We start from the raw sequence: 22,912 nt of genomic DNA, 5'->3' as shown, positions 1-22,912 counted from the left end.
ATCTGAGCGCTCGAAACCTTGATACGTTCCTTCCACTTGAAATTTTTGCCCATGGAGAAACCTCATGGCTTAACCTTGCTCCATTTGTGAGTTCTCTTTGAGCACATGCTCTACCAAAGCCAGCAAAATGGAAGGGTTGAATATCTCGGTCATCTTTATCGTCTTCCAGATACGCGCACTTTTCCTCCTAGCAGGCCGCTGCCCTTGACTCTCCCTTCTTACCCGCCCTACAATCTGACTGCAGTCAGCTATTAACCATTTTCTGGTCATAGATTTCCAAAAATCGGGCCAGAGCATTTGTACAAGTAAGAAGGCGCAAGCCTATATCTCTCTGTCCTTCAGAGGGAGAAGGTATGACTTTTCATCCTTGCAGACCAAGAAAGTGTCCTACTAAGGAGAATATTCTATGAATTTCTATTTGCTTGCTCTTTTCATTCACATCCTGGGAGTCATCATGCTCTTTGTAGCCATAGGTTTTGAATGGACAAGCCTTCTACGCTTACAACGAGCCCAGACTATTGCTCAGGTCTATGAATACACTGGTTTGCTGACCTTTCAGACATTTTTTTTAGGGGCTGGCGTTTTGCTAGCAATCCTCACCGGGATCTATATGACAATTATTAAATGGAGTTGGGGAACAGGCTGGATCGATATAGCCCTACTTATCATCGTAATGGATGGGATACTTGCGGCAAGGATCAATCTTCCAGGCCTAAAAGCCATCAGGGAGGCGGCTCAGATCTCCGAGACAGCGAGTTCCAGCGGCAATATATCCCAACAACTCGAATTTATGATTAGTCAACCTGTACTGTGTATTTCAGTACAGATCCACGCCATTACGTCTTTGGGAATTGTCTTCTTAATGAGTGTTAAGCCAGAACTACCAGGGGCATTGATAGCTTTTGCAGCATCATTGCTCGTCAGCTTTATTGCAGCTCAGTTAATACGACGAGGCACACCTCAAACAGTGCCTAATATCTAAATCTGTTGGCAGCAGACTCAAACGTTTCATCGGGGCGGTTTGCGGGGAGATATACTGTCCTTCAAACCTGCCTCAGTTCTTTTGGGTCTCAACGAAAGTAGCACATCACAAGTGCAGCTTTCCCACTAGCTAATATAATTAGAGGCAGTACCAGGAAGTCGGTGCAATGTATTGACATTCCTCCCAGTTCTGGTATGCTAGAAACACCTACTAGCGGACTTAACTATGTTCTCCAGGAGGAATTTCGTGCCTGTTACCTGCCATTTGCGCATCCTGCTTGCCCGGCTTAACGTTGAGCATGCCAAGCAAGGCAAGCCGACCATCAGCTTGCGTCGTCTCTCCGAAGAGAGCGGCGTTTCTCTGAGCGTCTTAGTCTCTCTGCATACGGGGCAAAGCCATCGCATCGATTACACAACGGTTGATCGGCTGCTCACCTACTTCAACCGTTCCCTACCGGTCAGCATGAATGATCTGCTGGTCTGGGAACCAGCTGTGCAAGATGAAGCAACGCTCGCCGCAGTTTGAATAAAGCAGCCTCTCAACTCAATAGAGCCCTCTGAAATTGTCCTTGCCAGATAGGGAGGCAAGGAATTGGTTGTGCCTCCGATATCTGGAGCACTTTGTGCTGACGCTCGTGTTCCGCGGAACTTTCAGCAGTTGTGGCGTTCGATCAGAAAATTTCACTCAGGTTCATTAACTAATAGTAGGGACCACATCGATAGTGTAAGGGAAAGGGGAGAAACGTAGATGCTGTTCCTGCCGCCCATCCAGCTTGACGCATACAGGAGTGACCAGGGCCTCTTTGTTCCTGGTTGGGAACCAGAGATAACCGGCCTGCACGACAGTAAACAATCCATGTATATCGCCAAGGAGGGCACAAGTATCTTCACAACACCGATATGTCTCAAGGCCAAGCTTGGCCTTGAGCCTACCGATCCGCATTGGTACATCATCAACCACCAGGCTGATCTCACTGACATAGAGAAGATCCTGTGGGCCAAATTCGCCAGAGGCTTGCACAGCTAAATCGTAGTGGGTAATCAGTTCCACAACATTGCCGTTTGCATCGTAGAAATACATGGAAGCTGCATTCCATTCTGGCCAGAAGAAAGTCTCCTTACCGCCTCTCCCTAATATAGGTACGCGCTTCTTGAGCCACTCCTCGGCTTGAGCAAATTTATTACAGGGGATAGCAAAGGCAAAGTGATACAACGCTCTTCCACGTTTAATGGGCTGGAAATTCAAGCGTGTTTCTCCTGCCTGTACGGTAAATGAAGTATCTGTGGCCTGCACAAGGGGCAAGCCCAGGATACCAGTATAGAATTCTTGCTGCGTTACAAGATCAGGCGCACATAAACTAATTTCTGCAATTCTCATGATTCCCTACCTCCTTCTGGTCGAAGGCATTCACTCCTCTACTCATAGAAAGAATTTCCTCGTTCTACGTCTACGTAAAGATTAGCAGGCTAAGAGCATCTTGACACTGTACAAAGGTAGTGTTGCTAGCCTGTTTTCTCGAACAGTTCAGGCTATTTGACTTGAGAAGAAAGGAGGGACAGAACAATTTCTCAGCACACAATTATCCCGTTAAGTTTATACTTGACCGCCTGCTGCCAGCCTACTATACTCCCTTCTTAAAAGGGCTAGCACAAACATAGTATCTTGTGCTACTTTTGTGAGGGGAAATAGGGATGCGTTGGGGAATACACGATTGAATTATACACAATTTCTTTGTTGAGAAGGGGTTATGCCAAAACAAGCCCAATATCATCTGCATTGGTCGCCAGCCAAGGGCCAGTATGAGCTCTGGGAACAGAACCAGCTAATCTATACCTTTCAAGAGCAGGAGAGAGGCTGGTGGTTCAGCTGGCTGGGAACGCATAGCTCGTTCTCTTTCCAGGGCAAACAAGGCAAGCTCACCCTGCTTAAGGAGCCACGCGCGCGCGGAACAGTGTACTGGTATGCGTATCGCAGCCACAAGCGACGGACAGTCAAGCAATACGCTGGGCGAACGTCAGATCTCAGCCCTACGCATCTTGAAGAAATAGCCAGTTCGTTTGCGCAGAAAGTCTCCGCACCTGCCGAGCTGGCAGTTCCAGTGGATAAGACAGTTGCCACGTCACAAAACTATCATTTACAGCGAGATAATAAAAAAAAGCAATCAACAAACCGCCAGGAAAGTATCGCCAGCCCACCTTTATCTTCCCCAACGGCTCAGCCGCTCCCACTTCTGCAGCAAAAATTTCAGCCGCCGCTTCCGCACATCAGCCTGATAGAGCGCAAAGCCTTGCTACAAAAGCTTGATACCATACGAGACCACAAGCTCACGCTCATTACAGCTCCGGCCGGCTTTGGCAAGACTACAGCCATCAGCCAATGGATGGAGCGCAATCGCAGGCAGGAGCATGCACAGCCGGTAGCCTGGCTCTCTCTTGAGCAGCATGATAACGACCTGCTGCGCTTCTGGCGCTATCTTGCTGGAGCCTGTCAGAGCCTCTATGCTGAGCCAGCCCAGGCTTCATATGAGCTACTCGCAACCGATCTGTTTTCGTTTGAAATACCTTCTCACGAGCTGATCCTCACCTTGCTGCTCAATGATATCGTCAGGCATGGATGTCACGGCATCCTCATCCTTGACGATTATCACTTGATCACCGATATTCATATCCATGAAATGCTCACCTTCTCCCTGGATCACCTTCCCCCACAACTCCATATGGTGCTGATAGGTCGCAGCACACCGTCAATTGCGCTGGCCGGCTTGCGATCCAGGGGCGACCTCTACGAAATCCAGACCGCCGATCTACGATTCTCGCTTCAGGAGACTACCGAGTTCTTGCAGCGCCTCTCAGCACCTGCGCTATCGCAGCTACCACCAACGCTATCTGCACAGATCTCTACACGACTGGAAGGCTGGGCTGCAGGGTTACGCCTTCTGGCCCTCTCGCTGCAAGGAAGCGCCGCTCAGCAAGATCTTGAGCACATCCTTATGACCTTTACGGGAGAGCAACGCGCGTTCCAGGATTATTTCCTCACGGAAGTGCTCAGGGCTCAATCGGCAGAGCGCCAGGACTTTTTGCTCCGCACAAGCATGCTCGATCGTCTGACGGCGGAGATCTGCAATGCCGTGACGAAGAGGTCCAACAGCCAGCTTCTTCTAGAAGAGATCGAGCGCGCCGGCATCTTCCTGGAAGCGCTTGACCAGGCTGGAATATGGTATCGGTACCATGCACTCTTTGCCGAAGCTATGCAACTCGAAGCCCGCCGTCGCCTTGGCGAGGATGTCCTGCACAATCTCGCGCTTCGCGCCAGTCAATGGTATGCACAACAAGGAATGCACACACAAGCAGTGGAGGCCGCCTTCCAGGCTGAGGACACGGCTCGCGCGGCAAAATTAATCGAAGATATCCTGATCAGGGAAAAATACTTGATACTGTCTCTGCAGAGCTTCCAGCAGGAAAATGGCTTCCATACTTTGCGGCGCTGGCTAACCCAATTGCCAGAAAGCTTATTGCGCAAGCACCCGATCCTTTTCCTTGGCTATGCAGCGGCGCTTCTATTTACCTTAATCGTGGAGCGACCTGCCTTATCTCAGGGGTATACGGCAAAACTAGACGAGTCAGTATTCTCCATGCAGGCCTTCTGGGCCACAATCGAGCACCTGCTACAAATGGCTGAAGAGGAGTTTCGCGCCATCATGGATGGACCCAGACTCGGACAAACTCTGGCTTTTCGCGCGCTGATTGCCAGGGAGCAAGGCAATCTCCGCGAGGCAATAAGTTATGCCGAAAAGTCGCTTAACTTGCTCACCGAAGAGGAGGCGGGCTGGTATAATCTCAGCCTTAACGTGATAGGCATGGGCAAAATTGCCGCCGGCCAGCTAGAGGAGGCCAAACAAATTTTTCTGGAGCTCTATGCACTCTGCGAAATGCTTGGCGGGAAGCGGGCAATATTGCGAGCCCATACGGTTCTCCTCAATACGATTAATTATGAGCAGGGAAAATTGCGGCAGTCTGCCGAATACTTTCGCCAGATGCTTGCTGAAGCCAGAGAAGATAATGATGAGGATGATATCGCTCACGCTTCGCTCTTCCTGGCCCGGCTTTCCTATGAGTGGAATGATATGCAAAGCGCAGAAGAGCAGGCACAGGAAGCCTTGAACTGCGGCAGAATCCTCGGCAACGAAGAATTTGAGGTCCAGGCCTCACTCGTGCTGGCCCATATTGAGCACGCTCGCGGGGAAACCGAACGCGCCAGGCAACGTTGTCGAGCGCTGCTTGTGCGTTTTCCGGCCACCTCACAGCTGCGAACACGCCTCAATCGAGAAATTCAAATGACTCAAGTCAGCTTCTCTCTGGATCTTGGCGATGTCTCAAGCGCGGAACTCTGGCAAAGCAATCTTGATATGCACATGGAACTCCCCTTGATACAGCGCGAGCAGGAAGAGCTACTGGCCGCACGCTGTCAGCTCGTACAAGGCCATACCACGGCGGCGCGAAACGCGCTTCTCAACCTGCTCACCGAGGCTCAACAAATGGGTCACATGCGTAGCGCCTTGCGGATTCAAGCCGCGCTGGTTCTGGCCTGGCTCGCGGCTGGAAACATCGCTCAGACTCGCGAGACCTTGCAGACCCTGCTCTCCTATGCCCACACTGAGGGCTATGTGCGTCTCTTCCTGGATAGTGGAGAGAGCATGATTAGGCTCTTACGCGTTAGCCTGCCCCAGCTTCGCGAGCAAACACTTATTGCCTATACCCACCAAATTCTCAAGGCCGCAGCTCCGACCACGACGCCTTCTACCCTCGCCTATACCCTGCTGGCCGAGCCATTAAGCGCGCAAGAAGAGCGCGTGCTGCGCGAGCTTTTAGCCGGCCGCACGAATCCAGAAATCGCCAGGAAGCTGATCATCTCCATAAATACTGTGAAAGCTCATCTCAAGAGCATTTATCGCAAGCTTCATGTTGAGACGCGCCAGCAAGCCTGCGAGGCGGCCCGTAAACTAGAATTTCGCTAGCGTTCCCACAAACTCAAGCAGGTACAGCTATTTTCCGCCCAAATCACCCACTAATCTACCCGGCTAGATGATGTTCACAAGCCCCGCCAGCTTCTATACTCCAAACAAGAGCATTGGAAGTGGCTCGGTAGACGAGCTTAGCGAGCTAGAACAATCTCCATATTCTTCGGCTATATGAAAAGCGTTACGTCCTGCCGATGCCTTCTCATGAGCACTACATATATATGCTGAAAGGAAGATAGATATGACCCAGGAACACGTCCCGGTGCTGATCGTTGGAGGCGGCATCGTTGGTTTATCCGCCTCGCTCTTTCTCTCTGAACATGGCATTCGTTCGCTACTGGTCGAACGCCATCGCGGCACCTCGATTCATCCAAGAGCGCGTGGCGTCAACGCACGCACAATGGAATTGTATCGTGAATTGGGCATCGCCGAGGCAGTACGCGCGGCAGGAGCCGAGCTAGCTCCCAGTATGGGGATATTCAAGGGCCGAGCGCTTTTCGAGGTAATCGAGCCCAGGCGGCGTAAAGAGGGCAAACGAAAATTGCCAGCTGCTGGCCTGTTTCAAAAGCTGGGACCAGTAGCCGGGGCACGCGGTACACAGGATAAGATCGAGCCTGTATTGCTCCAGGCCGCCCGCGAACATGGCGGGGATCTGCGCTTTTACACCGAACTTATCGAGTTTGCACAGGATGAGACCGGCGTAACGGCAACCATCCGCGAGCGCGAAAGCGGAACGCTCTCTACCATCCGCGCCGACTATCTGCTTGCCGCCGATGGAGCTTCCAGTCCAACGCGCCAGATGCTTGGCGTCTCCACAAGCGGGCGCGGCGTGCTGGGACATCTATTGAATATCCTGTTTCAAGCCGATCTACACGAGCTAGTACGCGGGCGCGAGTTCAGTTTGTGCCAGATCGAGCGCCCCGAGGTCCGCGGTTTATTCACATCCATCAACAATAGCGATCTCTGGGTCTTTCATCTATCCTACGATCCCAACCTTGGCGAGCAGGCCGCCGATTTTCCAGCAGAACGCTGCAAGGAACTGCTGCACATCGCTCTGGGTCTGCCTGATATCGAGATCGAGATCAAGAGCATTCTGCCCTGGCAGTCGGCAGTACGCGTCGCCGATGGTTTCCAGCACGGGCGCGTGTTTCTGGCTGGCGATGCTGCGCACCAGATGCCACCCTGGGGCGGCCAAGGCGCCAATACCGGGGTTGCCGATGCCCACAATCTGGCCTGGAAACTGGCAGCAGTGCTCAAGGGAAAAGCTGGCCCGGAACTATTGAGTACCTATGACAGCGAGCGCCGACCGGTTGGCCGCCTGGCCGCTGAAGAGTCGGGAGCAGCCGCCGACGAGCACGGCCTGATCTCGATGAAGAAAAGCCTCACGCATATTATAGGTATGGTACGCCGCATGCCCAGGCTGCTGGGCTATGGTTACGAATATACTTCTCAGGCCATCATTTCAGCTGGCTCACCTGCCCAGGGAATAGTCAGGCAGTTGCTCTCGGGCACGCTGGGGCTCGATGGCAGGCCAGGGACACGCGCGCCGCATATATGGGTACAATACCAGGGTCAGCGTATCTCCACGCTTGATCTCTTTGGCAAGAACTTTGTCCTGCTAACAGGCTCCGCCGGAGCTGACTGGCTGCAGGCTGCAGTTGCGGTGAGAGAACACCTGGATGTGGAGTTGGACGCCTATCGGATAGGGCCAAGCGGAGAGTTACTTGCAGATCAGAAGCAATGGCCCGCGCGCGCAGGTATCTCAGAATACGGTGCCTTGCTCATCCGTCCCGATGGCTTCGTGGCCTGGCGCTCACGTGAGCAGCCAGGCAATCCGCAAGCGGCTCTAGAGCAGGTATTGAAGCAAGTATTGTTTCGCTAAGGAGGCAAGAGGAGCAAAGACTCCTCTTGCTCTCACCTAAACCATCCACTAGTGCAAAGGGTTGTAAATCCTTACTCAGGAGCAATCGTTAAAAAAGACCGTTGCCGCCACAACAAATCTTCCCCATAGAGCAGGCGGCCAGAGGGGCTTTGCAGAAATAGCAATTGCGGCATAATGCACGATTTCAGAATCAGTACTGCATGCGCATCTTGCATTGCGGTAAGAAGATCTGGCACCTCATCTTGAGAGACAGCGCGCCCAGAACCCCGAATGTGAACACGCCAATGCGTCCCGCCCCAGGGTTCATACGTGATCCATGTTTGTTTTTGGTCTGCGATAAGTGCAAGCACATGCTCATGAATCGCGTGTCGATCCACTACCAGGGAAATCGTTTCCGTTTGGGGGTGCTGGGAAGATGCAGCTTCCCTTTTCCTGTTATCAAACGTGCCACTCATGATTTTCCCTCATCCTCTCTCATAGCAGTTCATAGGTCAGAAGCGGACCGAGATACGCATATCCTGTGAAGCACTGGACAGCGACCCGTACCCGCATGGCATCCGCCGTAGAAACCGGCAAGTCAGACCACATTCGCCATACAGTGATAACTCTCACACCTGAGAGTCGCGCCACAGCGACCCAGGTCAAATGATGCCTCTCCATATATGCCCGAAGGCTATCTAGTAACGGCAGTGGAAGCGTATCTTGTTGGCTGATATCAAGCTCCATCATCCCTATCTTTTCCCTCATTACGCGAGCACAGGTACATCATCATGTGATACACTTCTGTTCCTCCCTTCCAGCCTTTTTTCTCTTCTTGTACAGCGGCCCATTCAAGGATGGAGATCTTAAGAGGAGTAAGCGCGCGCAATCAATTGAGGAGCAGCATCAGGCCCTACCTGCTCTATGATCTGCTCATGTAATGCTTGTAGGTTTACTAGCCGCTCATTGATAAAATCGTGTCGCGCAGTCCCATACGCCAGCCCCTTTAGTGCCCATTGAGCCGCTTGATATTCCTGATCTATACGATCTAAAAGCTGTACCACTTCGCTAGTATTCTCCTTCATTTTTCCTCTCCCACAGTGAAAGAGCATAGAGCAACCGGTTGCTAATCTCTGTCTGATAACCTATAATATGCTCGATATATCTGCTTATATTGTGGTTGAGATAGCTGGAAAAGTGAAGGACAAATTTTGCCTATTAGCGGGCGTTACACAAATAAAAGAGGGTAAGCTATGTCAGGAAGAGACGCCAAGCCACGTCCACCTACAGCACTAGGGCGAGCGTTAAAAATCTACAGGGATCAGCACAAGTTCACCCAGGAACAGCTAGCTGCCTTGCTTGACGAGGATACCCGACAAATACGCCGTTGGGAAAATGCAGAAACACAGCTCACTGATACACGAGAACTCAAGCGTATTGCGGATCGGCTGGGTATTCCATACAAAGATTTGGGGATAGCTACCTCTATCTATGCACCAATTCGACTTGACGAGATCGATACAAAGGTTGACCGCATCTGGAACTTGGTTGATAAGGCCCATGTTGATGAGGCTTATGCTGTCGCTGAAAATCTCATCCTAGAAGCAAGCCAACATACTGGAACAAGCGATATACTGGCGCTCCGAACACTTGCCCGGATGTATCACGCGACTGCACATGCGGCATCTCTTTCCCTCAAGACTGAAGAGGTAGGACACATACTCTATTACTATCAGCAAATGGAGTATTTCGCACAGCAATTGAAAGATGATACACTCATCAACATCTCTCTTGCGTACCAGGGTGATATGTTGAGGCGTAAAGGTGACATTGCAAACGCTATTCACTATCTTGAAAGAGCACGGGATACCACACCGCTTGCAGATAAGGCAGCACAAGGAAACGCACTCCAATTGTTAGCACGCACCTACATGCAAGGATATAAACTAGAGAATTTTGATAGAACTATTAAAGAGGCTGAAGACCTGGCTCGCTCTATCGACCAGCAAAACAATTCAGTTAGGCAATTCAATCTAGGTTATGTATTCGAAGAGTATGCAAAGAGCTTTTGCAGATTAGGGAAAACCCAAAGAGCTCTTGACTACATTGACCAGGCAGAAAAATATCGGAACCCAACAAAGTCATCGGAAATACTCATGAAGGTAGCGCGAGCAGAAATATTAGTACGTGAGGGAGATGTAAGAAATGCTACACCACTTGCAATACAGGCTGCAACATATAGCAGAGAGCATGGTCACAATAGGCGCTTAGAGAGAATTTACGCTATTAAGCGGTACATGTATCAACAAGTTACCAAATACAGCAAGGCGGAATGGGAGCTAAACGAAGCTTTAGAAGGCCCCAATGAGTACTAGTTCTTTACATAGGAAGAAAAAGGCTAAAGAGTTGTTCAAGTTCTTCCTTTCTCCTCCTAAAATAATAATAAGATGAAATTTGGAAGGAGATGGGTATGCCTGAGAACGATCATTCGCAAGCCGAAGGTGATCTGCCACTAGAAACCAGCAGAACGACGACCGAGGAGCAGCTTCGCGCGGTTACGCTGGGGGAACCGCAAGTGCTGAGCGGGTCTATTCAAATTATAGGCTACGATCCTGCGTGGCCCCAGTTCTTTGAGCACGAGGCTGAGCGCATTCGTAGCGCACTTGGCAAGCAAGTTTTATTGCTTGAGCACGTCGGCTCGACTTCAGTGCCAGGGCTAGCCGCCAAGCCGAGAATCGATATATTACTCGCACTAGCTGACTCGGCAGATGAGGCGGCTTATGCACCGGCCCTGCAAGCCGCTGGCTATGTGCTAAGCATTCGCGAACCCGATTGGTATGAGCATCGCATGTTCAAAGGAGCAAACCCGGACCTCAACCTGCATGTCTTCACGCTGGGCTGCCCGGAGATCGAGCGCATGTTACTCTTCCGCAACTGGCTGCGCAGCCATCCCGTAGACCGCCAGCTCTATGAACGCACCAAGTGGGAGCTCGCGCGCCAGAACTGGAAGTACATGCAAAACTATGCCGATGCCAAAACCGCTGTGGTTGAGGAGATCCTTGCGCGGGCTCAACGAGAGATCCACGGCTAAGTCTCTCCCAACCAACCTATTGGCGTTTCATGTTTTCAGCGCCCCGCGAAACGCGTCAGGCTTTGCGCAGCTGGCTCACAAAATCCTGTAGATCCCGAGCATAGAGCTCCGGCTCTTCCCAGGCCATAAAGTGGCCGCCGCGAGGAAAATCGGTAAAATGCACAAGATTGACATGCCGCGCTGCCCACGCGCGGGGCAAAGGCGGATCATAGGGGCAATGGGCCACAGCGGCTGGCACGGCTGTACTGGGAGCATAGTTCCCTTGATGACGCATGGAAACAAAGTAGCCGCGCGCGGCTGAGTGAATAGTCTGGGTCACCCAGTAAATCATCACATTGGTCAGGAGTTCATCAGCGCTGAAACGCGTTTTAAGCTCCTCTTTCCCCTTCTGTCCGCTACTGCCATAACCGATTAGCCAGGAGGCGAGGGCAACAGGCGAATCGTTGAGACCATAAGCCAGGGTTTGCGGCTTGGTTGCCATGATCATGTTCACGCCAAGCCCTTCCTCCATAAACCATTTTTGTACCCATTGAGCCATCTCCATCTCAGCTGGCGAGAGCGTTGAAAAGTCAGTATTCTGATCGGGATAGCCCACATCGGTCAGATGAATACCGCTGAGGATTGCTGGATAGCGGCGGGCCAGAGATTGCGTGATCACGGTTCCATGGTCTCCACCAGCCGAGACAAATTTTGTGTAACCGAGTTCCTGGGTCATCAGTTTGGCAAAGAGATCGGCATTAACATCGTCATCCAGCGTCACAGGATCAGAAAAGCCCGTGCCAGGAATAGATGGCACAACCACATCAAATGAGACATTTGGGTCGCCCCCAAATTTGGCAGGATCGGTAAGGCGCTCAATCACCTTATGATAGCGGTAGAAAGAATCGGGGAAGCCATGAATTAGCAAGAGTGGAGTGGGATTCGGTCCTTTCCCTCGCTCGTGAATAAAGTGGATGCCCACGCCATCTACTTCGGCGCGAAACTGGGCAAAGCGATTGAGCGCAGCCTCCTGTTTGCGCCAGTCATAGCTATGCTGCCAATGCTGCATAAGTTCTTGCATATATGCAAGCTCTATGCCATAGGTCCAGCCATCTCCCGGCGCCGCATTGATCCAGCGCGTATGCGCCAGACGCTCGTGCAAATCATCTAACGTCTCCTGCGGAACATTTATTTTAAATGGTTGCACACTCATCTGTGTATTGTCCTCCTTAGTGAGCACTTTTTTATTTACAAAGACAGTATATCCTGAAAGGAGGACAAGATTGATCCCCTTTTTGAGGCTTGTACACAATAAGCTGGCTACTGCGTGGCTGGCGTGTAGCGCACAGCGACAACTTCTCCCCGTGCGCAAAGCTCATCCTGGGCAAAGAGCGAGCTCTGTACTAGCATCTTTTTCTTGCCCTTCTCCGTGACCCGAGCGCGGATCGTGACAGGACTGGTCATCGGCGTTGGTTTGAGATAGGTCACCTGTAACGAAGCCGTAATATAAATAACCGGCGGCTCGCTCGTCCATGCATAGCCAGCATCGTGCAAGGCCACCATCATCGCAGTAGAGACGCTATGGCAATCAATGAGAGAGGCAATAATGCCACCTGAGAGGACATTGAGCCAAGCCGCAGTATGCTGATCCTGGGGTTGCCAGGTGCAAATTGTTTCCTGGCCCTCCTCTGCCCAATACGACTTGATCTGAAGGCCATGCGGATTGTGACAACCACATCCCCAGCACTGACTGAGATCGCCCGAGAAAACATCCTGAAATGCCAGTTGTTCCAAAGTGCACTTTTCCTTTCCACATTCGTGCTGATTGACAGCAACGCATCGCTAGCACCATGCCCAAGCAAGAGAGGGCGCCACGATACAAGCACATTTCTCGCCTTACATAAGCAGAGCGCAACTGAAGGTGCATAGTTGAAACTCGTTAACAATCTCCCTCATCGCTCCCAACTAACAGTTTGCCTGTGGACTGGGAAGGCCTTCATCTGGCCTTCCTTGCTTATATTCCTCTTTTTAGCATACGCACCTGGCTGTACATACAATTCCTGTAGCCTGGCTCAGGCCGTTCCCTGCTCCGCTGACGAGACATAGGTTACGAATGAACCATCCTCTTGCCAGCCAAGGCGCCGATAGACGCTCACGCCCATCTCCGTAGCCTGCAGCGTAGCATAGACAAAGCCTTCTTCCCGCGCAGCCTTCATTGCATGCAGAGTCAGCGCCGCCCCCAGGCCCTGCCGTCTCTTCTGGGGCACAGTTGCTACTCCATAGACTCCAGCCATGCCACCAGCATAGAACAGCAGAGAGGTGCTGACCGGCTCGCCATTCTGCAGGCCGAGATAGTAGCGCACATCCTCGGAAGGCACGAAACCATAGCGCTCACCTAGCGCCAAGAATATTTTCGCGGCCGGCTCTGGAAAGCCGAAGCCAGCCACGAACGTCTGTAGCCAGCTCTGCATCATGGTTGCATCCTGCACTGTCTGAATGCTAAAGCCCTCGGGCAGTACAACTACCTGCTCGCGAGACTGTGCAAGATCAACGCGCATCGCGGGCGCCCGCTCATCCTCTCGCAAGCCATAGCGTTGCAGGCGTTGTTCCAGATCGCCTGGAGTAGACGAAGGGCCTAGCAGCCAGATCGTCGGAACGCGCTCCTGACGCGACGCCTGCAGAATATAGTTAATACGCTCATCGGCCTCCTCTTCTCTCAGGTGCAGACGAAACACCCCATTTGCAAACGGCGCGTCAAGGCCCGAGAAAAAGTGGGTGCTTTTCTCATCAACAGTAAATCTGGCTCCCAGACCGCGCCCCAGGCGCATATATGCCACTTCCAGATTCTCTTCCATCGCTCGTCGAATCTCAGCAAGTGAAGCCGTTGACGATAAAACATACATCAGTTATTCTCCTAAAATTTTACCAAAGTGTCGCACACGTTCAGCATCCCTTTTCCAGAGCACGAGCAGAATGATCACCCCAATGAGCAACCAGGCCGCCGCCAGATATGGAGCATAGTTCAGCGGAGGAGCCGGGATGGGATAAACTGAACTGTATAATGTATAACCACAAATGATTATAGCGATTATTGGCAGAAGAATGTCAAAAACTAGCGCAACGCCTCCTGCCTTTGTCTGCCTGCGCGAGCGCAGAAAGAAGACGATTCCCGAGAGCGCCACCAGCATATAAGCTAGCAGAATGCCCAATGAAGCTGTTGTGGCCACAAAGGCATAATAGGCAAAGGGGCCCAGAGGCAAGCCAAGAGCCGCACCCAGAACAAGTGTAATGAGCAGGCAAAGGACAATCGCTACCCATGGCGTCTTATAGCGCGGATGTGTCCAGCTCAACTGACGGGGTAATCCACCATCGCGCCCCATGGCATACATTGTGCGCGTCGTGAGCACAAGTCCAGCCAGAGAGGCCACAAAGGCGCCAATCGCCACCATCAGATCGATAAGAGTTGCCAGGAAAGGGCCCGCATAGCGCGTAGCCAGCGTATCTAACGGCGCTTGATCATTGGCCCAGACTTGAGCATGATCCACGCCATATCCCAGCGAGAGTGCAAAAGAGACAAAAATATAAAACACCATCCCAATCAGAATCGCGGCAAGAATCGCGCGCGGAATGGCCACACGGGGACGAGCGGTCTCCTCACCCAGCACCGCCGCAGCTTCGAAACCAATGAAGGCAGTAAAGGTAATAATGGCGGCAAAAAAGAGCGAGGAAAGGCCGCCCGGCAGACGTGCGGGCGAGAAAGGTGCCAGCGAGAGACCTGAAGCTCCACCTCTGGCCACGATAATGATCGCCAGAGCAAGCACAGCCAGCGTGCCAATCGCCGAAACCAGCAACTGAGTTCGCGTTGAGAGGCGAATATCAAAAAAGGCAAAGGCAAACAAAGCTATCAACAGGACGCAGAAAATAGCAAACCAGGGCAAGCTTATACCCGCATGGGAGAGAAGCGTTTCAAAGAAGAGGCTGGAAATTGCTAGCGTGAAAGAGATGCCCACCGCAAAAGCCCCACCATACATCCAGCCTCCCAGAAAGCCTGCCTGCGGCCCCAGGCCCTGCGCGATATAGGTATAGATGCCGCCCGCGCTGGCCATGCGCCTGGTAAAACGAATAATGACATAGGCCAGGCATAGACTGGCCACACCAGCAACCAGGTAGGCCAGCGGAGCCGCAGCTCCGGCCGAACCTGCCGCTACAGAGCTGGAAAGGGCAATGCCCATCTCAAGCGAGAGTAGCGCTACCGATTGCGCAATGGCATCAAAAATGCTTAGAGAGCCCTTACGCAGAGCATGGCCTTCAGCCTGTACATCCTCTGCCAGATCCTGCGGCGTGTCTACATGATCCATAGTCACCCTTCCTTTTGCATAAAAGAGACAAAGTAATAACTGTTCAGACACCAAATTTCCGGCCAGTAAACATAACACTTATCCTATCTTTGATGCGTTTGAAAACCCTGCCCGTTGGGAGCTTCTTTACGCGCTATAGAAGCCGACTTATTGCTATGCAGCAGGGCTATCAAGTCCTCGGCCTCGGGAGCAAGAAAGCTATAGATGGCCCCGATTACCAGGCTCACCAGCACGGTTAGCAATACCCAGAAAACCCAATCTTCATTGCCCAATACATTTGGAACTGGCGAGCCAACAAAGAAGGTACTGTAGATAGCCACACATGAAGCAAGTATTCCACACAGCGAAGCCAGCAAAAGCACTGGAAATGGCACAAGCCAGCGTTGCTTAAATTGGGAACCAAAACGAATACCCAGGATGATACCGCAGAGGAACAAAGCAATCATGGCAATATTCCAGACTACCGAAGCAGCATTCATGATCACCAGAAAGACAGTGGTTGACAAACCATTAGCACTCGGAGTCAGAAAAAAGAGCACTGCCACAAAGACGATATTGATACAGGTCTGTACAATGGTGGCATTAATGGGCACACGTCGCGGCGATAACTTCCTCATTGGCCTGGGAAGGCGATGATCGACGCCTGCCACAAGAAGCAAACGCGCAAACATTGAATTGTAGGCGGCAGTAGCGCAGACGAAATAGAAAGCCAGAATAAGATAATTAATAACACTAATCGCATCCCCAAGGCCGGGGCCGAAGGCGCGCCGAAAGACGAGCCCGAGAAAGGCTGGATTAGCCAGATCCTTGGCGGGAAGAACAGCCAGGATGGCAAAAGTGGCAAAGAGATAGCCAACAATGGTAATCAGCACTCCCCAGAAGAGATAAGTATAACCATTTCGCTCATGGGTCACTTCAGCGCCTAAATTCAGGGGGATCGCAATCCCCAAGAGGGCAACCACCACAGTAGCAAAGATCGGCGCGTTCGCAGAGCTCAATTGCCAGCCCTGTGGAGAAAAATCACCTTGTAACTGATGACCACTGATAACCCAGAAAACACCTGCCAGGCCAACCAGAGCAACCATGCTCACGTAGGCAAAGAAGGCAATATTCAAGATGCGCTGCAGCCTCTGCTGATCCAGAAAACAAAGCGCCTGCGCCAATAATAAGACCAGAATCTCTGCAAGACCTTGTTGCCAGGAAACTGCCAGCCAATCAGGATGTAAGGCCTGGATGCTCGAAACAAAAGCGCCAACTTCGACAGTCAGGCCAATAGCGCCAGGCCACCAGTTACAAAAGAAGCCGAGAAAGGTGTCCCAGAAGCCTCCAAAGGCTTTCCTTGCCCATAGATAGACAGCACCTTCCCCCGGAAAGAACCGATAGAGTTGAGCACAGACAAGCGCTGAAGGTATCAGGAACAGGAAAAAGCCCAGCATCCAATAAAGGAAGCCAGCAGCTCCACCGCCAGCAACAAGCTGTACATTAGTAATCAAGAGAACAGCAAATAGACACAAGATCGTCAGATCGCGCGTCCGCAGGGTCTTTGGCAGCCATCCGGCAGGCCAGCGTTCAGAAGGCAGCTGCATCATATTGGGATCTGGTTGCAGCTTAGATGTTTGTGCATTTCCCCCTGCACCTCCGCCTCCCAATGGACGCGATGTATCAGTGAACATTTTTCCCTCATAAAATCGAGATAATAAAAACTATCAATGCTCATAGCGAATCAGGCCCAGGCGTTCCATCTCACGTAGAACAGGTACTATCTCGTGAAGGGACTTATGGAGCAAGCGGGCAATATCCTCAGGCGTTCTTTTCCCATCCACAAGAGCAAAGATCTGCCGTGCTTCACGAGAGCGCAAGCCAGAGCCACCCACAGTTGTGCCAATACGGTACGGTACTCGGGGAAGAGAGGACGGTGAATGTGGCGATGAGATTTGGCGATGAGCTCCCCCCCAAAGCTTTGCCTCCGTAGAGGGAGATGGCTCTTCCCTCTGGCTATCAGGTTGAAGAAAAGACGCCGAAAGTAAGACTTCTTGCTGGACTGCTTGCTTCTCTAGCCGCCATTCCAACGCTCCCCTTTGGCCTAACCAGCCGAGAGCTCGGGCCCCGCATATTACCCCACGGCCTTGCCGCAAATCATCTATCTGACAAGCGAGTACATGTCCTGCTTGTAACAACACAAATGCTTGCCAACTTTCTCCTTCCCGACCAATAACCAGCAGACCGCTTTGTTGCGAAACCTCAAGCAGTTGTAAGAGCTTGATGAGATCTTTCGTGTACACATATACCTTCCCTCAAATGACAGCTTCTTCCAGAGTATCCCGAGCTAAGTTTTTTAAAGAAGTGTGCTCGCAGCGACCTCAAGCTGCTGAGCCCCCCGCTCAAGCTGTTTTCCCGCCTCCTCAAACTGTGACGAAATCTCCTGCGCACTTTCCATGGCCTGATTCAATTGATCAAGCGTATTATCGCTTTCCAGCGATCGTGCAATACTCGCGGCAAGAGAGGCTATCTGCATCTGCCCCTGCTGTAGGTCGCGCAAAAGTTCTATTTCTTTAGCATCGTGGGCAAGCTGTTTTTGCTGCAAGAGATAAGAGAGGCGTGGTCGCAAAGCCTCGCATGTTTTCACAATTAGATCTCCATCGCGAATAATTGATTGCCGACGCGTCAGAAACCGTTTACTGGCTCCGCGCAAAATAGTGATGCCTAGCTGATGATCCTGCGCAATCCCTCTAGCGCTGTTAGACAGGGAGCGCACATCATCGGTCGTCGTGTTGATAAGACGAGTGGCACGACGAATGGGGCGCACGATAGGAAATGCAACTCCCGTGGCAACTAGCACGGTAAGAAAGAGGATTCCAGAGAGAATTAGCCAGGTATTGCGCCCAAAGAAAGGCTGCGCTGTATGGCTAAAAGAGAAAGCCAATAACCCTACCGGGATCAGCGCAACCAGAATCATGGCCAGTAAAAACCTGAGCTTAATTCCTAACCCTGTGTGCCTGACAATATCCTGGAGTGATATACCAGGCTCTTCGGCAAAGCCTTCATTAAGGTTTTTTCCTGGAGAAATAGGTTCTTTTGTCACATACTGCACTGCAAGCTCTCCGTGTTAATACATTACTGCAGACAATTAAAAAAATTAGTAGAATTGGGTACCGGCTGGGTTTAATAAAACTAATCTAGCCTATAGATGCTCAAGCTATAATAGTTATTTATAATAATATCACATGCTAAGCAATCGAACATATTAATAAGTCGTTAAAGTAACAACATATGCACAGGAAGGAAGATAGATAATAATCCGAATAGCAAGCTAACTGCTTTACAAATGAAGCAAAAAACAGGGAAGTATATGGTTCAGGTTAAATAAGTAGGTATTATTAATTTGAAGTCTTCCTTCGTCTCTGCTGATCTCTTGAAGCACACACCCAGAGCGAAGCTGGTTCTTGACATCTCCTGGGAGCTCAGGTGATCTCTGGCGGTCGCTGTCAGCGTTGCTGTCAGGTCGCGTGCACTTCGAGCAGAGGAGGGCGCTTGGCCCCACCCTCGCTGGCGCGTTCCCGAGCCTCCCCAAAGGCCGCAACGCGAGGTGCATTGTGGCATGACCTCTTGCCCGCAGATGCTCTTCCTCTCACTGGTGCAGACCTCTTGGGCTACCACTTCAGCTTGCCAGAGCCTCTTCTTCCCCCAAAAGCAGCGGTGCTCTGTTTGGCAAGGTCGCTCATGCTTGAGCACAAGCAGATGTCCACATCCAATCGGCCAGGCAAGAGTCTACCGTGTGGATGCCGCGAAAAGGACAGCACTTCTCCCCTCTCCGCCTGTCCAGGCGTGGAGCAAGCTCATCCGACGCTTTCCTCCCTACCGCTCAAAAACCAAGCTCCCTTCCCATTTCCCTGTTCGCGCAGCGCTCGCCGCTGGTGCGCATCACCACGCTCTGAGAGAGGCAGTTCTCCCTCCTTGGAAGGATGTTGCTTCACACTGCTCCTCAGTGACAAGCCCCCACACCTGGCCCTCAGCGGTTCGGATATCCCGTCATTGGTTCCCTCCTGCTAGCACACCTCCTTGGCAAGAAGAGCACTTCTTTTCTGGCGCTGTGGTTTCCTCCCACTCATCTCTTTTCACCTTGGCTCCTTTCCTCGTGTTGAGGACCGGGAATGAGCCAGCAGTGCTCCTGCCACCCCTGGCTCTGGCAAAAGAGTGGCTTTCTCCCCGTTGGCTTGCACCCTCGGTTGAGCAAGAGTCCTCTGGCTCCACCTGCACGGCGCAGCGCAGAACACGGTTGGGGGCATGGAAGCTCTCGAAGAGCAGCATTGCGAGGTGTTGCCGAAGCGAAGGGAAGAGAAAGGAAGGCACTGACGCCTCTCATCTCATTCTTTGTTTTTTTCTTGTAAGATGCTCTTGTTTCACTTCTCTGTATTTTTCCTTGTTCGTGTATGCTTCAAAACATCGGCAACACTCCATACAGTTCACATGAGCAGCGATTCTCTGGTCGCCATCAGCCGATGGATGTACATTTTGGAATTACGTGGGTCTGGCACGGATTTGGTGATGCCGCTCCCATTTCACTGAAGATCGACACTGCTGTTTCTCTCCCACAGAACGCCTCCACCCCTCCCGCCACCTTGCATCGCTCTCCTTTCCCCTATCCTCTCTTTGCTTTCCTCTCAGCCAGTCTGCCATATCAGCCTACTTCGCTTCCGCTGGGAGTTGCGGCACGTGGATCTCATGCTCAGGAGTCACATCGACAATCCAATGTTTCGGAGCTTGATCTAGCCCCCCTAACGGCACCTCAGTCAAATCGATGATTGCTTTTATTCCCTCTGCTGCTGTAAACACTCCTTTGAGGGTAAGATACACGGTATTCCCCTCGACACGAGCGTTGGGCAAGGGCCTCCGTTCAAAGATGGTCGTGATCGGATAACGTACCGCATGAAGCATGCTTTGTAATGGTCCCATCCAGATGGACACATCTGTAATCACATGTCCAGTGAACGCCCCAGTCATCTCAAACGGGACGCGCGGGATCGTTTTCTCGATCTTGAGGACGGCGGTCAATTTGGAGTGAGGAGACACCAGCACATCTTGAATGAACTTCCAGCCGCGCTCCTTTGTCTCCGTTACCGTCTCAGTCGAGGTAAACGAATAGTCCGTCGAAATGCTGGTGTCAATACCTCCAACAAAGGGCACCTTGAAGCTTGCAGAGACTGACATTCCTAGAGAAATGGCCTCTTCTGTTGCCCATGTGTAGCTATTCATAACCGTCTCGTTGCGCTCAATATGCGCAGTTTGAGGATTAGGGGTCCTGTTATTCTCCTCGATCTCATCAATCGTATCGAACGTTGTACCCGGAGTCCACTGCTGAGCGTAGCTGATGTCACCGGCAAAGCGAAGTTCACCATACTGAAGTTCATGTACTTGAGCATGAGTGATAAGAGGGGACGATTCCCGTACCAGTGTGGCAATGCTCTCCCCAATGTGCTTATCAACGTCCACTGATGTTGTCACTGCCGTCTCCTTTTCTCTTTTTGCGCATTCTCTCTGAAACATCTCTTCTTTTAGTATAGGTGGGAAGAGATTGCTGTGCAAGAGGGAGAACGAAGATCCTGACGAAAATGGTAACTGTTTAGAAGGGTCAGGAGGAAGCAGGAAGAATAGGGTTTCCTGACAACGTGTGATCGAGGGCAGAGAAGAGCGCAACACGTTGTTTACGCAACGTTGAGAGGTACCTGCGGATGCGAGAGAACATGGGAATTCCCAGTTCCGTTCGGAAGCAGCCGGAGATTTTTTTTGCATCTTGATCATTCTGAGATCTCTCTCCGCCTGGTTGTTGTCGAAAGGCACCGCAAAATCGTGCAGGAAGCGCAGCACCTCCCATTTTCTCTGAGAGAAACGATCCAGCGGATTACGGGCCGGGCTTTGTTTGGCTCGCCCTGGCAGTCGCTTACCCTGGGCTGACATTTTCGGTAGCCTCGGAGGAGGATTGGCCTGGTAGCCTTCTCTGAGCAACTCATCATAGCGACATAACAAGCTGGCAAGCATCAGCAGATCCAACTCTGGCTTTCCCGCCGCTTTGGCCCGCTCCACCAACGCTTTCATTTTCAGCAGAAGCTCTTTCATCTTGCATGCCCAGACTTGCCCTAGTTCTTCTTCGACAAAGGTCAGCTCCCGTAAGTGATGGACGTTGCACAGTGCTTGCGTAAAGCAGGAGCTCTGATAGCTTTGTAGTCCGTCGTGAACGCTGGTGCCGCGAAACGCCGGAGCGTCAAGAGCTATGCGCCCTCGGCTCGGATGGGCCGCATAAGAGGTAAGTCGATCCGTTGAGCAGACATGGACCCACCACCCCTCTTTCCCAACTCGCAACCCCGTTTCATCCTGATTGAGCACGTTTGCCCTGACCACAGCCGATCTGAGGCTGGTTTCGACTTCAGCGAGCTTGCGATGACAGGTTTTGACAAAGCTGGTGGTGACTCCCAGCACCATAGGCGATGCTGGGAGCTTTGAACTGTTCTTGAAAATGTGCCCAAACGTATGTACAATGATCTCTATTCCCAGCAAAGAGGCGGGTGAAAGACCCATTCTTCTCTCAATCGAGAGGGGAACAACATCATTGAGAGATCTCTTGCCCGGCTTGGGCCACACACGGAGCGATCTCCGTGCGGTGTGCGGTCGTTTTCACCGCAATCCATCTGTTTGAACCTATTTGGAAGAGCAGTCCAATGGAGGTTCCCTTCCCCTACGAAGATGGAAGTTGTATGTCTGCAATACCGATTGGACGGAACCATCGTGGAAGGGGGGTTGCCTCCAGGGAGGCTGCTCGGGCGGCATCTTCAGCACTGGTTGGACGAACAGAGGAGATGGCATCGTTGAGATCCTTTATTCCCAAGTCTGGCCAGTCGCCAGGCCCGAGGTCCGCACGTAGTCCCTCGTAGTGGGTATGGAGATACACGGTCCACCACTCTCCTTCGACTTTGGCCGATGACGCTTTATCATTAAAACCAAGTAGACCGAGATTAGCTATGGCTTCGGTGATCACCACGCAGGCTCCCCGAAAATCCCTCTCAGCAAATAACGTGATCTGACTTGCCATACGTTCTGCTCCCTTCAGAGGTGCGAAAAGCCATCCTCTCTCAAAAAGTTACACACACTTCTTTGAGAGTATATCCCCCAGCAAGAGAAAAAAGCAACTTGTGTAACAGTATCAAGGGACGCGCGAGACAAAAGAGGTCCAATTCAGAAGGGACTGATGGAGAAAGTCAGATGAGAAGCGGCTTTGCTCCCCCTTCGCACGTGACCCGCTCGACTGTTGGACTGTGCAACCCGCTCGCTCTTCATGCTTTTTCCCAACGCACGTCAGAATGACCATTTTGGTCGTCCACCTCCTCTCACCCGACTCTCAGATGACTCCAGAAGGCCATTGGTCATTGTCACTGCCCACATACGTAAACCCTCCCGGCTCTCACGCCTTTTTGATGAATCGGGAAGGAGAGGTCATGAAGCGGATTGTTGAGGGTTTGTAATGGTTCTCTGCCAAATTTCGCAGAGCCTTCAATCCACTTCTCATGCTCTATGCTCTTCCTCGTTTTACCCGCCCATGGAATTGTCAAAACTTTAACAATGCATTCATTTA

19 protein-coding genes are annotated in these 22,912 nt (G+C 51.7%); 6 read left to right on the top strand and 13 right to left on the bottom strand.

The features are described from left to right. The first annotated feature begins 406 nt into the window (after nt 1-406). Both EPA93_RS11445 and EPA93_RS11440 read left to right on the top strand, forming a co-directional pair. Nucleotides 407-982, top strand: a complete 576-nt coding sequence (locus EPA93_RS11445) for a hypothetical protein (protein WP_129887502.1) — start codon at nt 407-409, stop codon at nt 980-982. Nucleotides 983-1,228: 246 nt separating this feature from the next. Further along, the gene (locus tag EPA93_RS11440) at nt 1,229-1,507 is read left to right on the top strand and encodes a helix-turn-helix domain-containing protein (RefSeq protein ID WP_129887500.1); all 279 of its coding nucleotides are present in this window, start codon (nt 1,229-1,231) and stop codon (nt 1,505-1,507) included. Nucleotides 1,508-1,675: 168 nt separating this feature from the next. Here EPA93_RS11440 and EPA93_RS11435 read toward each other — a convergent pair whose 3' ends face one another. Then, complete coding sequence (locus EPA93_RS11435; protein WP_129887498.1) at nt 1,676-2,359, bottom strand: VOC family protein; 684 nt, start codon at nt 2,357-2,359, stop codon at nt 1,676-1,678. Between the two features lie 370 nt (nt 2,360-2,729). Here EPA93_RS11435 and EPA93_RS11430 point away from each other — a divergent pair, with 370 nt between their 5' ends. After that, complete coding sequence (locus tag EPA93_RS11430) at nt 2,730-5,996, top strand: winged helix-turn-helix domain-containing protein (RefSeq protein WP_129887496.1); 3,267 nt, start codon at nt 2,730-2,732, stop codon at nt 5,994-5,996. 244 nt (nt 5,997-6,240) lie between these two features. Continuing rightward, nucleotides 6,241-7,881, top strand: coding sequence for an FAD-dependent oxidoreductase (locus EPA93_RS11425; RefSeq protein WP_129887494.1), 1,641 nt, complete (start codon nt 6,241-6,243; stop codon nt 7,879-7,881). Between the two features lie 71 nt (nt 7,882-7,952). Here EPA93_RS11425 and EPA93_RS11420 read toward each other — a convergent pair whose 3' ends face one another. The 3 genes from EPA93_RS11420 to EPA93_RS11410 all read right to left on the bottom strand — a co-directional run bounded on the left by EPA93_RS11420 (nt 7,953) and on the right by EPA93_RS11410 (nt 8,945). Beyond that, nucleotides 7,953-8,336, bottom strand: a complete 384-nt coding sequence (locus EPA93_RS11420; protein ID WP_129887492.1) for a hypothetical protein — start codon at nt 8,334-8,336, stop codon at nt 7,953-7,955. Nucleotides 8,337-8,355: 19 nt separating this feature from the next. Then, nucleotides 8,356-8,610: a hypothetical protein gene (locus EPA93_RS11415; RefSeq protein ID WP_129887490.1), complete on the bottom strand. Its 255-nt coding sequence runs from the start codon at nt 8,608-8,610 to the stop codon at nt 8,356-8,358. A 116-nt stretch (nt 8,611-8,726) separates the two neighbouring features. Then, the gene (locus tag EPA93_RS11410) at nt 8,727-8,945 is read right to left on the bottom strand and encodes a hypothetical protein (protein ID WP_129887488.1); all 219 of its coding nucleotides are present in this window, start codon (nt 8,943-8,945) and stop codon (nt 8,727-8,729) included. A gap of 168 nt (nt 8,946-9,113) precedes the next feature. Here EPA93_RS11410 and EPA93_RS11405 point away from each other — a divergent pair, with 168 nt between their 5' ends. Both EPA93_RS11405 and EPA93_RS11400 read left to right on the top strand, forming a co-directional pair. After that, nucleotides 9,114-10,235 carry a helix-turn-helix domain-containing protein gene (locus EPA93_RS11405; protein ID WP_129887486.1) on the top strand — a complete coding sequence of 374 codons (1,122 nt, stop codon included), beginning with the start codon at nt 9,114-9,116 and terminating at the stop codon, nt 10,233-10,235. A gap of 95 nt (nt 10,236-10,330) precedes the next feature. Then, complete coding sequence (locus EPA93_RS11400) at nt 10,331-10,951, top strand: GrpB family protein (RefSeq protein ID WP_129887484.1); 621 nt, start codon at nt 10,331-10,333, stop codon at nt 10,949-10,951. A 55-nt stretch (nt 10,952-11,006) separates the two neighbouring features. On the opposite strand, the gene EPA93_RS11395 is transcribed toward EPA93_RS11400, so the two are convergent. The 9 genes from EPA93_RS11395 to EPA93_RS11355 all read right to left on the bottom strand — a co-directional run bounded on the left by EPA93_RS11395 (nt 11,007) and on the right by EPA93_RS11355 (nt 22,372). Next, complete coding sequence (locus tag EPA93_RS11395; protein ID WP_129887482.1) at nt 11,007-12,143, bottom strand: epoxide hydrolase family protein; 1,137 nt, start codon at nt 12,141-12,143, stop codon at nt 11,007-11,009. A 107-nt stretch (nt 12,144-12,250) separates the two neighbouring features. Continuing rightward, on the bottom strand, nt 12,251-12,724 hold the full coding sequence (locus EPA93_RS11390) for a PaaI family thioesterase (RefSeq protein ID WP_129887480.1): 474 nt from the start codon (nt 12,722-12,724) through the stop codon (nt 12,251-12,253). 278 nt (nt 12,725-13,002) lie between these two features. Next, on the bottom strand, nt 13,003-13,833 hold the full coding sequence (locus tag EPA93_RS11385; RefSeq protein ID WP_129887478.1) for a GNAT family N-acetyltransferase: 831 nt from the start codon (nt 13,831-13,833) through the stop codon (nt 13,003-13,005). Between the two features lie 3 nt (nt 13,834-13,836). Next, nucleotides 13,837-15,288 (bottom strand): APC family permease, encoded by a 1,452-nt coding sequence (locus EPA93_RS11380; RefSeq protein ID WP_129887476.1) that lies wholly within the window; start codon nt 15,286-15,288, stop codon nt 13,837-13,839. Between the two features lie 83 nt (nt 15,289-15,371). Next, nucleotides 15,372-16,961 (bottom strand): APC family permease, encoded by a 1,590-nt coding sequence (locus tag EPA93_RS11375; RefSeq protein WP_129887474.1) that lies wholly within the window; start codon nt 16,959-16,961, stop codon nt 15,372-15,374. Nucleotides 16,962-16,994: 33 nt separating this feature from the next. Next, complete coding sequence (locus EPA93_RS11370; protein ID WP_129887472.1) at nt 16,995-17,570, bottom strand: DUF4388 domain-containing protein; 576 nt, start codon at nt 17,568-17,570, stop codon at nt 16,995-16,997. A 53-nt stretch (nt 17,571-17,623) separates the two neighbouring features. Further along, nucleotides 17,624-18,370, bottom strand: coding sequence for a hypothetical protein (locus EPA93_RS11365; RefSeq protein WP_129887470.1), 747 nt, complete (start codon nt 18,368-18,370; stop codon nt 17,624-17,626). Between the two features lie 1,601 nt (nt 18,371-19,971). Next, the gene (locus EPA93_RS11360; protein WP_129887468.1) at nt 19,972-21,861 is read right to left on the bottom strand and encodes an IS66 family transposase; all 1,890 of its coding nucleotides are present in this window, start codon (nt 21,859-21,861) and stop codon (nt 19,972-19,974) included. A 157-nt stretch (nt 21,862-22,018) separates the two neighbouring features. Beyond that, nucleotides 22,019-22,372: a beta/gamma crystallin-related protein gene (locus tag EPA93_RS11355; protein WP_129887466.1), complete on the bottom strand. Its 354-nt coding sequence runs from the start codon at nt 22,370-22,372 to the stop codon at nt 22,019-22,021. Between the last annotated feature and the right edge of the window lie 540 nt (nt 22,373-22,912).

It is taken from the genome of Ktedonosporobacter rubrisoli (assembly GCF_004208415.1).
GTDB classification, from domain to species: Bacteria; Chloroflexota; Ktedonobacteria; order Ktedonobacterales; family Ktedonobacteraceae; genus Ktedonosporobacter; species Ktedonosporobacter rubrisoli.
Note: the sequence above shows the minus strand (reverse complement) of the source record. Positions and strands in the feature narration are given on the sequence as shown.

Coding starts and splice junctions, on each gene's coding strand:
- EPA93_RS11445 (WP_129887502.1), top strand. CDS start 407: ATGAATTTCTATTTGCTTGCTCTTTTCATTCACATCCTGGGAGTCATC.
- EPA93_RS11435 (WP_129887498.1), bottom strand. CDS start 2,359: ATGAGAATTGCAGAAATTAGTTTATGTGCGCCTGATCTTGTAACGCAG.
- EPA93_RS11400 (WP_129887484.1), top strand. CDS start 10,331: ATGCCTGAGAACGATCATTCGCAAGCCGAAGGTGATCTGCCACTAGAA.
- EPA93_RS11385 (WP_129887478.1), bottom strand. CDS start 13,833: ATGTATGTTTTATCGTCAACGGCTTCACTTGCTGAGATTCGACGAGCG.
- EPA93_RS11415 (WP_129887490.1), bottom strand. CDS start 8,610: ATGATGGAGCTTGATATCAGCCAACAAGATACGCTTCCACTGCCGTTA.
- EPA93_RS11430 (WP_129887496.1), top strand. CDS start 2,730: ATGCCAAAACAAGCCCAATATCATCTGCATTGGTCGCCAGCCAAGGGC.
- EPA93_RS11425 (WP_129887494.1), top strand. CDS start 6,241: ATGACCCAGGAACACGTCCCGGTGCTGATCGTTGGAGGCGGCATCGTT.
- EPA93_RS11410 (WP_129887488.1), bottom strand. CDS start 8,945: ATGAAGGAGAATACTAGCGAAGTGGTACAGCTTTTAGATCGTATAGAT.
- EPA93_RS11395 (WP_129887482.1), bottom strand. CDS start 12,143: ATGAGTGTGCAACCATTTAAAATAAATGTTCCGCAGGAGACGTTAGAT.
- EPA93_RS11420 (WP_129887492.1), bottom strand. CDS start 8,336: ATGAGTGGCACGTTTGATAACAGGAAAAGGGAAGCTGCATCTTCCCAG.
- EPA93_RS11355 (WP_129887466.1), bottom strand. CDS start 22,372: ATGGCAAGTCAGATCACGTTATTTGCTGAGAGGGATTTTCGGGGAGCC.
- EPA93_RS11375 (WP_129887474.1), bottom strand. CDS start 16,961: ATGTTCACTGATACATCGCGTCCATTGGGAGGCGGAGGTGCAGGGGGA.
- EPA93_RS11380 (WP_129887476.1), bottom strand. CDS start 15,288: ATGGATCATGTAGACACGCCGCAGGATCTGGCAGAGGATGTACAGGCT.
- EPA93_RS11405 (WP_129887486.1), top strand. CDS start 9,114: ATGTCAGGAAGAGACGCCAAGCCACGTCCACCTACAGCACTAGGGCGA.
- EPA93_RS11360 (WP_129887468.1), bottom strand. CDS start 21,861: ATGGGTCTTTCACCCGCCTCTTTGCTGGGAATAGAGATCATTGTACAT.